17 protein-coding genes are annotated in these 13,477 nt (G+C 40.6%); all 17 read left to right on the top strand.

Annotated elements, in window-relative coordinates:
* The first annotated feature begins 34 nt into the window (after positions 1–34).
* The 17 genes from A9Z07_RS02390 to A9Z07_RS02310 all read left to right on the top strand — a co-directional run bounded on the left by A9Z07_RS02390 (position 35) and on the right by A9Z07_RS02310 (position 13,472).
* A complete protein-coding gene (locus A9Z07_RS02390) occupies positions 35–664 on the top strand; it encodes a MotA/TolQ/ExbB proton channel family protein (RefSeq protein ID WP_069576603.1) in 630 nt (209 codons plus the stop codon).
* Positions 665–678: 14 nt separating this feature from the next.
* The gene (locus tag A9Z07_RS02385; RefSeq protein ID WP_005257922.1) at positions 679–1,107 is read left to right on the top strand and encodes an ExbD/TolR family protein; all 429 of its coding nucleotides are present in this window, start codon (positions 679–681) and stop codon (positions 1,105–1,107) included.
* The gene (gene msbA, locus A9Z07_RS02380; protein WP_062847443.1) at positions 1,104–2,831 is read left to right on the top strand and encodes a lipid A export permease/ATP-binding protein MsbA; all 1,728 of its coding nucleotides are present in this window, start codon (positions 1,104–1,106) and stop codon (positions 2,829–2,831) included. The genes A9Z07_RS02385 and msbA overlap by 4 nt, the downstream gene beginning before the upstream one ends.
* Positions 2,832–2,833: 2 nt before the next feature.
* Positions 2,834–3,841 carry a tetraacyldisaccharide 4'-kinase gene (lpxK, locus tag A9Z07_RS02375; RefSeq protein ID WP_069576601.1) on the top strand — a complete coding sequence of 336 codons (1,008 nt, stop codon included), beginning with the start codon at positions 2,834–2,836 and terminating at the stop codon, positions 3,839–3,841.
* Positions 3,842–3,850: 9 nt separating this feature from the next.
* Entirely contained in the window at positions 3,851–4,612 is a 762-nt protein-coding gene (kdsB, locus tag A9Z07_RS02370) for a 3-deoxy-manno-octulosonate cytidylyltransferase (protein ID WP_047427897.1), read from the top strand.
* 4 nt (positions 4,613–4,616) lie between these two features.
* On the top strand, positions 4,617–5,600 hold the full coding sequence (locus A9Z07_RS02365; RefSeq protein ID WP_047427893.1) for a DNA polymerase III subunit delta': 984 nt from the start codon (positions 4,617–4,619) through the stop codon (positions 5,598–5,600).
* A gap of 201 nt (positions 5,601–5,801) precedes the next feature.
* On the top strand, positions 5,802–6,107 hold the full coding sequence (locus A9Z07_RS02360) for a hypothetical protein (protein ID WP_004772520.1): 306 nt from the start codon (positions 5,802–5,804) through the stop codon (positions 6,105–6,107).
* 357 nt (positions 6,108–6,464) lie between these two features.
* The gene (locus A9Z07_RS02355; protein WP_004772519.1) at positions 6,465–6,809 is read left to right on the top strand and encodes a PilZ domain-containing protein; all 345 of its coding nucleotides are present in this window, start codon (positions 6,465–6,467) and stop codon (positions 6,807–6,809) included.
* Between the two features lie 24 nt (positions 6,810–6,833).
* Complete coding sequence (locus A9Z07_RS02350) at positions 6,834–7,607, top strand: TatD family hydrolase (protein WP_069576599.1); 774 nt, start codon at positions 6,834–6,836, stop codon at positions 7,605–7,607.
* Positions 7,608–7,647: 40 nt separating this feature from the next.
* A complete protein-coding gene (locus A9Z07_RS02345; protein WP_004772516.1) occupies positions 7,648–8,256 on the top strand; it encodes a TetR/AcrR family transcriptional regulator in 609 nt (202 codons plus the stop codon).
* Positions 8,257–8,267: 11 nt separating this feature from the next.
* The gene (locus A9Z07_RS02340) at positions 8,268–8,816 is read left to right on the top strand and encodes a Tfp pilus assembly protein FimT/FimU (protein WP_069576597.1); all 549 of its coding nucleotides are present in this window, start codon (positions 8,268–8,270) and stop codon (positions 8,814–8,816) included.
* A gap of 67 nt (positions 8,817–8,883) precedes the next feature.
* On the top strand, positions 8,884–9,309 hold the full coding sequence (gene gspI, locus A9Z07_RS02335) for a type II secretion system minor pseudopilin GspI (protein ID WP_227516925.1): 426 nt from the start codon (positions 8,884–8,886) through the stop codon (positions 9,307–9,309).
* Complete coding sequence (gspJ, locus tag A9Z07_RS02330) at positions 9,309–9,926, top strand: type II secretion system minor pseudopilin GspJ (RefSeq protein WP_069576595.1); 618 nt, start codon at positions 9,309–9,311, stop codon at positions 9,924–9,926. The genes gspI and gspJ overlap by 1 nt, the downstream gene beginning before the upstream one ends.
* A 4-nt stretch (positions 9,927–9,930) precedes the next feature.
* Positions 9,931–10,890 (top strand): type II secretion system minor pseudopilin GspK, encoded by a 960-nt coding sequence (gene gspK, locus A9Z07_RS02325; RefSeq protein WP_069576618.1) that lies wholly within the window; start codon positions 9,931–9,933, stop codon positions 10,888–10,890.
* Between the two features lie 107 nt (positions 10,891–10,997).
* A complete protein-coding gene (locus A9Z07_RS02320; RefSeq protein WP_069576593.1) occupies positions 10,998–11,594 on the top strand; it encodes a 6-pyruvoyl trahydropterin synthase family protein in 597 nt (198 codons plus the stop codon).
* Between the two features lie 43 nt (positions 11,595–11,637).
* On the top strand, positions 11,638–12,351 hold the full coding sequence (gene ung / locus A9Z07_RS02315) for a uracil-DNA glycosylase (protein ID WP_005257897.1): 714 nt from the start codon (positions 11,638–11,640) through the stop codon (positions 12,349–12,351).
* Positions 12,348–13,472: an enoyl-CoA hydratase/isomerase family protein gene (locus tag A9Z07_RS02310; RefSeq protein WP_171067027.1), complete on the top strand. Its 1,125-nt coding sequence runs from the start codon at positions 12,348–12,350 to the stop codon at positions 13,470–13,472. The genes ung and A9Z07_RS02310 overlap by 4 nt, the downstream gene beginning before the upstream one ends.
* The last annotated feature ends 5 nt before the right edge of the window (positions 13,473–13,477 follow it).

The raw sequence follows: 13,477 nt of genomic DNA, 5'->3' as shown, positions 1-13,477 counted from the left end.
TCCTTTTATATTTTAAATATTATTGGGGAATAATATGTGGGAACTTGTGAAAGCGGGTGGCTGGTTAATGCTGCCCCTTATTCTGTCATCAATTTTTACGGTTGCGATTACGATTGAACGATATATTCGTTTAAAGCGATCACAAGTTTTACCTCAGGCTTTACTGCTCAATGCGACAGATGCTGATACTGTGATTGCACAGCTCGAGCAGGATGAAGCATTGAAAAGTCCACTCGGACGTATTTTAAAAGCAGGTTATGATCATCAGGATCAGGGTGAACAATTTGCCCGTGCGCAAATGGAAGCCACTGCTTCGCAAGAGATTAGCGCCTTAGAAAAGAATATTAATTTCCTTGGTACATTGAGTGCAATTGCACCTTTACTGGGTTTACTCGGTACCGTACTGGGGATTATTGAATCATTTTTGGTGATTGATGTCGGTTCTGCGGGCAATGCCAGCATGATGATGCCTGGGATTTCAAAAGCCTTGATTACCACAGCCGTGGGGATGTTGATTGCGATTCCTGCAATGATTGCCTATCGTTATTTTCAACGTGTCGTGCATGAATATATTGCAGAGTTGGAACAGCAATCGACTTTATTTCATGCTGCGCTTTTCTATAAAAAAGCGTCTCCTTTACAAGAACACCGTCGTGCAAGCTGAGCCGAGGTGGCATCATGAAATTTAAACGTTCTCAAGTTGAAGATATTCATATTAATTTGACACCAATGATTGACTGTATGTTATTTATTTTGGTGTTTTTATTATTATCCACGACTTTTAGTCAACAAAGTCGTATAAATCTGACACTGCCCGATGCACAAGGGGTTCCGCCTAAACAGTTCGATCACAAAATTGAAATCATGGTAGACTCCACAGGGCATTATGCTGTGAATGGTCAGGCTTTATCCAGTAAAGATATTGCCGATTTAAGTACTGCGATCAAGCAGGTTGCTCAAGATCGTCGCGATTTGATGTTTATTATTGCTGCTGATGCGAAAGCTACCCATCAAGATGTGATTCGGGTGATGGATGTGGCAGGCCAGCTTGGCTTTATGAACGTCAATATCAGCACTAAAGTTCCAACTAGAGGTTTTACTGAGTGAATCAAGATTTTAAGGTTTATGTCCGCTTAATATCGTATTTAAAATCTTATTGGGGCGTTGCCTTATTTGTCTTGCTTGGTTTTGGTATCAACGCTGCTACAGAAGTTTCTGTGGCAAAGTTGCTTAAATACATTATCGATGCAATTCAAAATGGTAGTCGTGAGAATCTGGACTGGTTTCCTGCACTCATCGTCTTGTTAATGTTCTTCCGCGGCGTAGGTTTATTCCTCGGTGGATATTTCTCAGCGGTGATTTCGCGGAGTCTGGTATTCAGCATTCGTCAGGAAGTGTATGCAAAACTTTTAAGACTGCCAGCTCAGTATTATCTTGATAACAGTGCGGGTCATATCAGCGCAAAGCTGATGTATAACGTTGAGCAGCTTACGGCGGCATCCTCTGAGTCTTTGCAGACTTTGATTAAAGATGGTTTGATTGTTATTGGTTTGTTGAGTTATCTACTCTATACCAACTGGCGTTTAACTCTATGTATCGTCGTTTTCATGCCGTTTATTGGTATTCTGGTCAGAATCGCATCGAAAAAGATGCGTAAGCTCTCGATTCAAGTACAAAATACAATGGGTGATGTAAACCATGTGGTACAAGAAACCATTACCGCAAATTCGGTTGTGAAAAGTTTTACTGGCGAAGAGTTTGAGCAGAAGCGCTTTTATAAGTCTTCTGAAGAAAACTTACGTCGTGGTTTGAAAATGGTTGTGGTGCAAAATATTAACAGCCCAATCATTCAGCTCTTGCTATCGATGGCAATGGCAATCATCCTTTGGTTAGCGCTACGTCCGCAAGTGTTTGGCGATACCTCTGCGGGTGAGTTCATTTCATTCATTACTGCTGCTGGTTTAATTTCTAAACCTGTAAAGAATTTGACTGATATCAATGAAAAACTGCAACGCGGTTTGGCTGCAGCACACTCAGTATTTGAGTTGTTAGATTTACCTGAAGAAGTTAACGATGGTCAGTTGAAACCTGTGTTAAAAGGCAATATTCAATTTGATCATGCGAACTTACGTTATGAAGATGGTACACATGCCATTAAAGATTTCTCTTTAACCATCAAAGCAGGACAAACTGTTGCTTTGGTTGGGCGTTCTGGTGCGGGTAAGACCTCATTGGTTAACATGCTGCCACGCTTTCAAGAGTTAAGTGAAGGTCAGATTTATTATGATGGCATTGCTGTCAAAGAAATTGAGCTGGCTTATTTACGTTCTCAAATTGCCACAGTGAATCAGCAAGTTGTACTATTTAACCGTTCAGTACGTGACAATATTGCTTATGGTCAATTACAAGATTCAAGTGATGAGCAGGTGATTGCAGCAGCGAAAGCAGCTTATGCACATGACTTCATCATGAATCTGCCACAAGGCTATGACACGATTCTGGGGGCGCAGGGCTTAAACCTTTCAGGTGGTCAGCGTCAACGTATTGCGATTGCCCGTGCAATTCTTAAAGATTCTCCAATCTTGATTTTAGATGAAGCAACCAGTGCACTGGATAATGAATCTGAATACTTTATCCAACAAGCTTTTGATGAAGCGATGCAAGGTCGTACTACCATCGTGATTGCACACCGTTTATCGACTGTTGAAAATGCGGATCTGATCGTGGTGATGGATAAAGGCCAGATTATTGAGCAAGGTACTCACGCTGAGCTGTTGGCTAAGCATGGTATGTATTATCAATTACATCAACGCAATTTTGAGGAAGACTAAGCATGTCGATGGCGCAACGTATTCAGGATGCCTGGAATGAACAGGCTTCATGGTTGGTGGTGTTGCGCCCACTGTCATGGTTGTATCGATTGGGCTTCTGTACCAATCAGGCACTTTATAAAAATGGTCTAAAAAAAGTGTATAAAGCACCAGTCCCAGTCATGGTGATTGGTAATATTACGGTCGGTGGTAGCGGCAAAACACCTTTGTTGATCCAGTTGGTCAAATACTTGCAACAACAGGGCGTTCGAGTCGGTGTGATCAGTCGTGGTTATGGGGCCGAAGGGCCTTTTCCGCTCTTGGTCACTCAATCCTCCGAACCTGATGCTGCTGGCGATGAACCTTGTCTTATTGTGCAGTCGACACAAGTTCCGATGGCTGTTGGCCCAAATCGTCAAGGTGCAATCGAGCTGTTACTGCAAAATCAACAACTTGATCTGATTATTAGTGATGATGGTTTACAGCATTGGGCCTTAGCACGCGAAATTGAATGGATTGTACTGGATCAAAATCGTGGTTTGGGTAATGAGAAATTATTGCCAGAAGGTTATTTAAGAGAACCTAAATCACGCCTAAACCACAGTACAGTGATTGAACATACCAAAGTTGCTCAGCCTAAGCAGAACATGCATTTAGAAGTAGGCCAGCCTTATTTATTAAATGCCAATCTGGACACGCCTTGGTTTGATCCAAAGCAATATTTTAATGCGGTGGTGGGCATCGGTTTCCCACAGCGTTTTTACCAGACCTTGAGCAAGCTCGAAGTTGATCAATATCAAGCGCATGAATTTCCAGATCATCATGATTATGAAATTGCTGATTTAAGTTTTGATAATCCAGATGCAATCATTACCACTGAAAAAGATGCCGTAAAATTCAAGGCATTATTAAAGCAACATCCTGAATTTAATATTCCGATCTGGGTGGTACCCGTCGAAGCAGTTTTATCGCCTGACTGTTATGTGTTGTTAAAACAGCAATTAAAACAGGTCGGGATTCAACTTTCTTAGAGATCTATCATGAAGCATATTGTTATTCCTGCTCGTTTTGCGAGCTCTCGTTTGCCAGGAAAACCATTACTCCTTATTCATGGTCGACCAATGATTTTGCGGGTGGTAGATCAGGCAAAAAAAGTTGCTGGTTTTGATGATTTATGTGTAGCAACAGATGATCCTCGTATTGCAGAGGTTTGTCAGGCAGAAGGTGTGGATGTGGTTTTAACCAATCCTCAGCATCCATCTGGTACGGATCGTTTAAGCGAAGTTGCTCGTATCAAAGGTTGGTCAGCAGACGATGTGATTGTGAACGTACAAGGTGATGAGCCTTTATTGCCTGCTCAACTGGTACAACAGGTCACACAGCTTTTGATTGATAATCCACAATGCTCAATGTCTACTTTGTGCGAGCCGATCCATCAGTTAGATGAATTTCAACGTGATAGCATCGTGAAAGTGGTGATGAGCAATCGTAATGAAGCGCTTTATTTTAGTCGTGCGACCATTCCTTATGATCGTGACGGCGCAAAACAAGCTTTACCAACGCTACACACACAGGCTTTCCGTCATTTAGGTCTATATGCTTACCGTGTGAAATTATTGCAAGAATACGTGACTTGGGAACAGGGCAATCTGGAGAAACTAGAAAGCCTAGAGCAATTACGTGTTTTGGAAAATGGTCATCGCATTGCGATTGATGTTGCAGAAGCGAACTTACCCCCAGGCGTAGATACACAGGCGGATTTAGATCGTCTCAATACAATGCCTGTGAGTGCATTTGAATAAGATTATGGTCGATACTCAAATGAAAACACTGTATCCCTGGCATGCACAGACTTGGGAACTTCTCAGTACACGATTTCCTCATCTGGGACATGGGTTATTATTTTATGGCAAAAAAGGCTGCGCCAAAAAAGAGTTTGCTGAACGTTTTGTTGCTTGGGTGCTTTGTTTAAATAAACAGGCACAAGCTGCTTGTGGTGAATGTACAAGCTGCCAATGGCTAAAATCGGATACACATCCTAATTATGTGCATATCACTACAGACGAAGAAAATAAAAAACAAAACGCAAAAATCAAGATTGAGAAAATACGTGACTTACTGCCATTTGTTCAACAAACAGGTGAAGGCTGGCGTGTTGTGGTCATTGAGCCTGCGGAAGCATTAAATACAGCCTCTGCAAATGCTTTGTTGAAAACGCTAGAAGAACCGGGTGAGCGAGTCGTATTGATTTTACTTGCTGATCATTATTTGAAATTACCTGCCACCATTCGCAGTCGATTACAGCATTTTGCGTTAGATCGTTTAACGCTTGAAGATGCGCAGACTTTTGTCAAACAGCAAATTCCAGAAATTTCATCAAGCCAAGTGTCATTATTGCTGAATCTTGCCAATGATATGCCGCTAACGGCGATTGAAATTGAAAAAAGTGAATGGTTGCAGAAACGCGCTATTTTCCTTACTGACTGGTTGAAGTTGGTTGCAGAAAAAAATATGCCTTTGAACTATTCAAATAAATGGTCTAAAGAGCTTAATTTTTCAGAATTTATGACCATGTTTGAGTATTTGCTGGGTGATTTGATTAGTTTGAAACTCAATCAGGCGCTTAAAAATGATGATCTGGATTTTAGTCGTTTGGTCGAGTGTTATAACCTTGAGCAGCTATTTGGAATCTATTCTGATTTGCAGCAGAAAAAACGCATGGTTGAGCAGAATGTTCAAACCCAACTGGTAATGGATGAGCTGTTTATTCAGTTGATGAATGTAGCTTAATCGTGCTTTAAGTACTCGGCTGACTGATTGTTTCAATAAAACAGGGAATGAACTTGCCTCTAAAATAAGTTCATTACCTTGCTTTATATTACTTATGTAAAAATTGTATCTAAAATGTACATTGCTCTTTAATCCTTGATCAAAAAAGAATATAAAATGTGAAACACTTCACAATAATATTAAAAAATAAGGAATATCGAGATGAAAATTAAATCTATCGCGATTGCGTTGTCATTTGTGATTTTACCAAGCATGGCAATGGCTGAACCGAAGTTTATTTCAAATATTAATGGATCATCTTTTCAGATTAATGCGTCTAATGCGGGTTCACAAGCTTACGAATGTGTATATAGCTACTCTTTCAATCATGTCCGTGGTGCTGGCGCAAATCAGTTCAGTGGTAAATTTTATATTGAAGCTGGGGCCAACAACATTTCTGTCATTGCCAGAAATACCGATCAAGCGATTAGTAAATTAGACTTTGATTATAAATGTACTGAAAAATAAAAAACTTTATTTTTATCATTATTAAAAAGCCGCTCACAAGAGCGGTTTTTTTCTAAATCACATCTGTATTTTTCTTATCATTTCTTTCAAGCTGTCATCTGTTGTAAAACTACGGCACGTATTATTCGAAAAAGTGATAAATAAGCTGCTTTTTTAAATGCCCTAAATTGTATTTAACCTAAACATCATTTGTTGTTTGCAGGATTGTTTTCTATAATTCAGTCATATAAGACGTATAGATATTAAATGAACGATCACGAAAGATAGGCTATAAATCAGATGGAAACATTCGGATGTTTTATACGTCGAAAGTAGACGTTCTAGATTTTGTGTTTCAATATTGAACAGGGGAAAGTTATGCAACCACAAATGATGGGCGGAATTATACAGGTCAACATTCCAGACAAAGCGACCTTACAATCAAGTTATATGCCTTTTGTACAAGGCGGCGGTTTATTTGTGCCAACTAAACAAGCGGTGAAAATGGGACAGGAAGTTTTTGTACTGGCAACACTTCCGGAACAATCCCAAAAGATTCCATTGACTGGAAAAGTGATCTGGATTTCTCATAAACAGACGCATTTTAAGCCACAAGGCTTTGCAATACAGCTCGCTGGTGAAAAAGGCGTGTATTATAAAAATGAAGCTGAGAAATTGCTGGCCGGATCCAAAGGTCTGGATCGTCCAAGTTATACCATGTAGTTATGAAGTAAATAGGATAGAAGAGTGTTTGTTGATACGCATTGCCATTTAACCATGTTGGATCTAAGCCCTTATCAAGGCGACTTGGATCAGGCACTTGAGCAAGCCCGTCTTGCGGGTGTTTCGAAATTCATGGGCATTTCGGTTGATCTTGAAGATCATATAAAGTTGGCAGAAATCGCATCCCGACATCACGATGTTGGGTATTCTGTCGGTGTTCATCCATGCGAGGATGAACAAGTGATGGCGCGTGCGACAACAGACTATCTTGTCAATCTTGCTCAATCCGATAAAGTGTGGGCTTTGGGTGAAACGGGACTGGATTATTATCACAGTACAGATTTCGTCGAGGAACAAAAGCGTTGCTTTGCCCGACACATTGAAGCTTCAAAAATCGTGAAAAAGCCTGTGGTTGTGCATACCCGTGCAGCCAAGCAAGATACCATTGATATTATTCGTGCAGAGCAGTCTACCCATGGTATTTTGCATTGTTTTACCGAAGATTGGGAAACAGCAAAAGCCGTTTTGGATTGTGGTTACTATATTTCTTTCTCTGGGATTGTTTCTTTTAAAAATGCTCAGGATTTACGGGATGTGGCAAAGCAAGTGCCGCTTGATCGTCTTTTGATAGAAACAGATAGTCCTTATCTAGCGCCAGTGCCTTATCGCGGTAAAAGCAATGAACCGAAATATGTTCCTTTTGTAGCAAAAGCCTTAAGTGATGTATATGATAAATCGCTTGAAGAGATTGGCATGATTACAACACAAAATTTTGAAAATCTCTTAAATTTGAAATAAACGGTTTTGTTGTATTAGGAAAGAGAGTTATTACGTGAAAATGGATCGTCAAGCTCAGTTTAGAGCACGAGAAGTATTAATTTTTCAAATCGCGGAGCAACTCCTGTTAGAAAATGGTGAAGCGGGTATGACGCTGGATGCGTTGGCAGCTGAGCTGGATCTTGCTAAAGGCACGTTATATAAGCATTTTCAAAGTAAAGATGAGCTGTATATGTTGCTGATTATTCGTAATGAGCGCATGTTATTGGAAATGATTCAGGATACCGAAAAGGCATTTCCTGAACATTTGGCTTTCTTTATGTTGCACCATTTGCATCATCCTGAGCGTACGGCCTTATTCCATCAGATAGAAGAGCGGCTTTCGACCACTGGACAGGGTATTCAATTACTATTCAGTGAGTTATATAAGGTGCGTAGACAGCGTTTGCGTATCATCATCCGCATGACGGAAAGTTATTTGCTGGGTATTAACAGTACCATGACAACGCGGGATTACCTTGCTTCGATCTGGTCTTTAACCTATGGCGCAGCCGTTATCCTGAATTCGAGTTTCTATCAGCGTTATCTGGGTTCTCGAGATACTTTACGTGTCGCTTATATTGAGCAGGCTTTGGCATTACCGAAGCTGGTCGAAACTGCGCTTGCATAGTTGAAATGATAATGAGATCACCAAAGCATTCACAAAAGGCTTTTACCTTGATTGAGGTGATGGTGGTGATCGTTATTATGACGATTATGGCATCTCTTGTGGTTTTGAATATTGGTGGTGTTGATCAACGCCGCGCTATGCAAGCCCGAGAGATGTTTATTCTCGATCTGAAAAAAATTAATAAAGAAGCCACTGATCAGGCAAAAGTTTTTGCATTAAATACTCAAAATGCCACGGATGTTGCACCTTTCAGTTATAACCTCTATGAATATCATGACCAGAGTCTTGAACAGATTCAGCAGGCTGACCGCACTTGGCAACTGTATAAAGAGTTTAAGACGCGTCAATTACCCAATAATGTGTCTTTGAGTATACAAAGTTTAGATACAGCAAATTATAACAAAGCAAAAAATGAAGATTTACTGGGCGGTAAGGCTCCTCAACTCATCTGGTTTGGAAATGGTGAAGCGAAGCCTGTCCGAATCCAGTTTTATTATGCGCAACAGCCGATTGGACATGAGCTAGAGCTGGATCATTTGGGTAAGGTCAATGAAAATTAAGTCTTTAGTATATTGTCCAGAGAGTGATTCTTGTCTTGTTGTACAACAGAAACCTCGCACCTCAAGCATAGCTTTCGGCCTTGCAGCAGGGCCGAGCGTTGCTCGGCGTAGACCTGCTTCAGGATTTACTCTACTTGAAGTGATGGTGGCGTTGGCGATCTTTGCTGTTGCTGCGATTGCGTTAACCAAGGTAGCGATGCAATATACGCAATCGACATCAAATGCCATTTTAAGAACCAAAGCACAATTCGTGGCCATGAATGAAGTGGCAATGATGGAAATGAATCAAGAATGGCTGGATGGAACACAATCCAAGCAAGTGACCTCTCAAGGGGAAACTTGGCAAATCGATAAAAAAGCACAATCTACAATCAGTCCTAAAATCCAACGAATTGAACTCCAAGTCAGTTTATTCAATAAAGAACAAGGTAAGGTCGAAGCGGGGATTACCAATCTTGTGTTCTTTAACTATCCTGCCAAAGCTAGAACATAATGAAATATACACGCGCATTTACTCTGGTCGAGTTATTGGTTGCAATTGCAATCTTTGCAGTACTTTCGATGCTGGGCTGGAAAGTATTTGATTATTTAGTAAAAGTAAAAGACCGTAATGCAGAACATGAATTGCACTTATTTGCCTTGCAGGATGCTTATCAGCAGTTCTTGCGGGATAGTTTGCAGATCATACCTTTGACCGCCAATGATGGACGACAGTTGCAAGCTGCGCTTGTCTTGAATGATCAGCACTTTGCATTCAGCAAGGCTGGTGTTTCTGACCCACTGAAACAAGGTTTGTCGCCTTACGAGCGTATTGAATATCGTTATGATGCTGAACAAAAGAAAGTTTATCGCCTCAAATATTCAAATCTGAATATTCCTAATCGGGTACAGCCAGTTTCAAGTACTTTATTGGAAAATGTAGATCAATTTAAAGTGATTGTTTTGAATCCCCAAGAATCGACGCAATGGCCTGAAAATAGTGATCCAAGTAATATCGCTGAACTAAAGAAATTACCGCTTGGAATCAAAGTTCAGTTGACAGTGGCTGGTACAGACTATGAGTGGATTTATAGTCTACTCAATAATAATTCAGATGCAGGCGGTCAGTAATGTCATGAAAAAACATTCATCTCAACATGGCATCGCTCTATTAACGATTCTGGTAATGGTCGCATTGGCGACCATTCTAGCGGCGACCATTGCCAAGCGACAAACCAATACTGCCGAAAACACGGGTTATTTAATGCGTCAAAACCAATCTCTGCTTTATGCAAAAAGTGCAGAGGCATTTTTCTCGGAATTGCTGATACAAGATAGCGATAATGGAGAAAGTATTGACCATTTACAGGAAAACTGGGCAAAACCGATGCCGCCATTTCCTGTAGATGATGGATATGTTTCTGGTCGTTTGGTTGATGAATCTGGAAAATTTAATCTTAATAATCTGGTGAAAGCCGATGGAACAAAGGTGGATGAAGCTGCGCAACGCTGGTTTGAAAAGCTGCTACAACGGGTAGGTTTGCCTGCTGAGTTAAGTCAGGCCGTAATTGACTGGCAAGATGTTGATGACGAAACCACGGGGCCAATGGGAGCCGAAAGTAGTTATTATCAGGGTTTGGATCCTGCTTATCTAACGCCAAATACCAAATTTCATAGTGTAGAAGAGTTGAAACTGGTCAGAGGATTTGAGGGTAAGAATTATGATTTGATTAAACCTTATGTCACGGCATTACCTGAACCAACCAAAGTCAACATGAATACGGCACCAGCCTTGTTATTGGCCAGTATTGATCCAAAAGTCGATGTAAAAGCGGTTGAACAAGAGCTAAAAGCGAAACAGGCGAATTTGACTTATTTCAATAATATTGATGATTTATGGCAGCTCAATGCATTTTCTGGGATAGAAGAACAGAATAAATCTGATGCCGCTGATTTGCTGGATAGTAAATCCAACTATTTTACTGCACAAATTGAAGTGGTTTTAAGCGAACGAAAACGTCAATTTACCAGCGCTTTAGCGCGTAAAGACAAGCAAGTGACTGTTTATTCAAGAAGTCTTTCACCTTTCCAGTAAATTTCTGGATTGGTTAATCAAATGGTGACAAGGTTTAAAATCAATCCCAATCCATGTTTTTTTGCTTTATAATAAAATTCGTTTGCAGATAAAGATTAGCTTGGTGCATGTTAATTCGTAAATTGTTTAAGTTTGAGAATGCTCATATTGTACGTAACTGTACATCGGATCGTTGTAAGCGTTCGATTCATGGGCATAGTTATAAAGTTGAATTATTATTAAAAGCGTCAAAGCTGGATCATGGGCAAATGGTCTATGATTTCGGTTTACTCAAAGGCGTTATTAAGGAGCTATATGATAGCTTCGATCATGCAATCTGTTTTTGGCAGAAAGATGACCCTGCTTATATTGATGCATGCAAGACATTCAGTGCGCGCTGGATTTCCTTACCCGTTTCGCCATCGGCAGAACAGTTTTCGCGTATCTTTTTCTATCTCGCTCAGCAAGTGTTAAATTCAACTGTTACCCAGAATGGTGAAGGGGACGTTGAAGTGTATTCAGTGATTGTGCATGAAACAGATACTGGCTATGCACAGAGTTTTCAGGAAGATATTGAAAATACACAAATGGGTGAATTGAGTCTGGAACAGATTGTCTTTTCAGAACAGGTACAGGTTGAATGGAGTGACGTTCAGATGTACGAAAACCTGAAAAAAGGAACAAAATTCCAGAATCCGAATGTAGAGTTACAAGTTAATATTTAAGTATTCTTCACTTAAATAAAAGAATTTATTTCAAGGAATGTTGATGCAACTTACTGAACAGCAACAGGACAAACTTAATAAAGTTCAGTTGGACGAGTCTTGGAAAATCTCATTATCAGAGTTTCTTCTGAGCCCTAAAATGGATAATTTGCGTGAGTTTTTACAACAAGAAAAACTTGCAGAAAGAGTCATCTATCCACCAAGCAAGCAGATCTTTAATGCATTGAATACCACACCATTAAATGCAGTGAAGGTCGTGATTCTGGGGCAGGATCCTTATCATGGTCCAAATCAGGCCAATGGTTTAAGCTTTTCTGTGCAAAGAGGGGTTGCATTACCGCCATCTTTGCGTAATATTTTTCACGAATTAAATACTGATCTGGGTGTTCCTGTTTCTCGTCATGGTGACTTGAGTAAATGGGCGGCACAAGGTGTGTTATTACTCAACAGTGTACTTACGGTCGCGGCAGGACAGCCAACTTCACATCAAAAACAGGGATGGGAAGACTTTACCGATTCAGTCATTGATGTATTGAATGAGCAGCGCGAACATATTGTGTTTATTTTATGGGGCGCTTATGCGCAGCGTAAAGGACAACGTATCGACCGTAACAAGCACCTTGTTTTAACAGCAGCGCATCCATCACCACTTGCTGCAAACCGTGGTGGTTTTTTTGGCTGTAAAGTATTTTCTAAAACTAATCAATATTTGAAACAACATGGCATTGAGCCTATAGACTGGCAATTGGACGCATAATGACTTCTCCCGATTTAAATAGCTATCATCCTGATTTAGTTATTGAGCATGCAAAAAATGGTTGGCGAATCATTCGTCTTAATCGCCCTAAATCACTGCATGCTTTAGATGAGCCGATTGTAAGTGCTCTGCTTAAAGTATTTGAGCATTTTCATGAAGATGAAAGTGTTAAAGCGATCTGGTTCGATTCGACGACACCAAAAGCATTTTGTGCAGGTGGAGATGTCCGTAAATTACGTCAGCTTGTCATTAATAAAGAAGTTGAAACAGCGAATCAATTTTTCCAGCAAGAATATGCGCTTGATTTACTCCTACATAATTACGCAAAACCGATCGTTGTCTGGGGCGAAGGCTATGTAATGGGTGGTGGTTTAGGCTTGTTTATGGCAGCGCCATTCCGTTTGGTTACTCCATATTCGCGTCTGGCAATGCCTGAAATCAATATCGGTTTATACCCAGATGTGGGCGCAAGCCGCTTCCTTGCTGACCGTGGTCAAATCGGTTTATTTACTGGTTTAACTGGTTCAATTATGACCGCAGCAGGCGCATTCAGCGTAGGTTGGGCAACGCATATTTGTGAAGCACAACGAGATAATGTGCTGCAAAAAGTTTTAAATGTCGATTGGAATCATTATCCAGCGGGTGCTTTCCGTGCAATTGACGATACCTTGAATAGCTTACATCGTCCTGTTGCTGCGGGTCCTTTGCAAAATTCAATTGATGTAATTCATAGTGTTTGTCGTGGGCAAAACTTTGAATATGACTATCAATCGATTATTGGCCTCAGTGATGCAAGTAGTGACTGGTTACGCCAGGCAAGTGAAAACCTGCAAAAAGGTTCACCAAGCACTGCAGCAATTACCTGGTTGTTATGGCAATGGGGTAAACAAGGCCATGCGTGGGATGAAGTTTTTGCATTAGAAGCCCAAATTTCTGAATGGAAAATCCGTCATCCTGATTTTGTTGAAGGTGTGCGTGCCCGTCTGGTTGATAAAGACTTATCACCTGAATGGAAAGCAACAGAACAGTTAACACTCAAAGGTATCTTGGGCGACTGTGCACCTGTAACCAATATTGAGAGCTGGAATGCGTTGTTGAAGCACTATGGCGTGATTGCTTAAGCTGA

Source organism: Acinetobacter sp. YK3 (assembly GCF_001729365.1).
In the GTDB taxonomy this organism is placed as follows: domain Bacteria; phylum Pseudomonadota; class Gammaproteobacteria; order Pseudomonadales; family Moraxellaceae; genus Acinetobacter; species Acinetobacter vivianii.
This window is presented reverse-complemented; position numbering and strand designations above follow the sequence as displayed.

What these genes read in the sequence shown, in the direction of transcription:
- A9Z07_RS02320 (WP_069576593.1), top strand. Translation starts at nt 10,998, where the DNA reads ATGTTAATTCGTAAATTGTTTAAGTTTGAGAATGCTCATATTGTACGT.
- gspK (WP_069576618.1), top strand. Translation starts at nt 9,931, where the DNA reads ATGAAAAAACATTCATCTCAACATGGCATCGCTCTATTAACGATTCTG.
- gspJ (WP_069576595.1), top strand. Translation starts at nt 9,309, where the DNA reads ATGAAATATACACGCGCATTTACTCTGGTCGAGTTATTGGTTGCAATT.
- ung (WP_005257897.1), top strand. Translation starts at nt 11,638, where the DNA reads ATGCAACTTACTGAACAGCAACAGGACAAACTTAATAAAGTTCAGTTG.
- A9Z07_RS02355 (WP_004772519.1), top strand. Translation starts at nt 6,465, where the DNA reads ATGCAACCACAAATGATGGGCGGAATTATACAGGTCAACATTCCAGAC.
- lpxK (WP_069576601.1), top strand. Translation starts at nt 2,834, where the DNA reads ATGTCGATGGCGCAACGTATTCAGGATGCCTGGAATGAACAGGCTTCA.
- A9Z07_RS02340 (WP_069576597.1), top strand. Translation starts at nt 8,268, where the DNA reads ATGAGATCACCAAAGCATTCACAAAAGGCTTTTACCTTGATTGAGGTG.
- A9Z07_RS02345 (WP_004772516.1), top strand. Translation starts at nt 7,648, where the DNA reads ATGGATCGTCAAGCTCAGTTTAGAGCACGAGAAGTATTAATTTTTCAA.
- A9Z07_RS02365 (WP_047427893.1), top strand. Translation starts at nt 4,617, where the DNA reads ATGGTCGATACTCAAATGAAAACACTGTATCCCTGGCATGCACAGACT.
- A9Z07_RS02385 (WP_005257922.1), top strand. Translation starts at nt 679, where the DNA reads ATGAAATTTAAACGTTCTCAAGTTGAAGATATTCATATTAATTTGACA.
- A9Z07_RS02390 (WP_069576603.1), top strand. Translation starts at nt 35, where the DNA reads ATGTGGGAACTTGTGAAAGCGGGTGGCTGGTTAATGCTGCCCCTTATT.
- kdsB (WP_047427897.1), top strand. Translation starts at nt 3,851, where the DNA reads ATGAAGCATATTGTTATTCCTGCTCGTTTTGCGAGCTCTCGTTTGCCA.
- A9Z07_RS02360 (WP_004772520.1), top strand. Translation starts at nt 5,802, where the DNA reads ATGAAAATTAAATCTATCGCGATTGCGTTGTCATTTGTGATTTTACCA.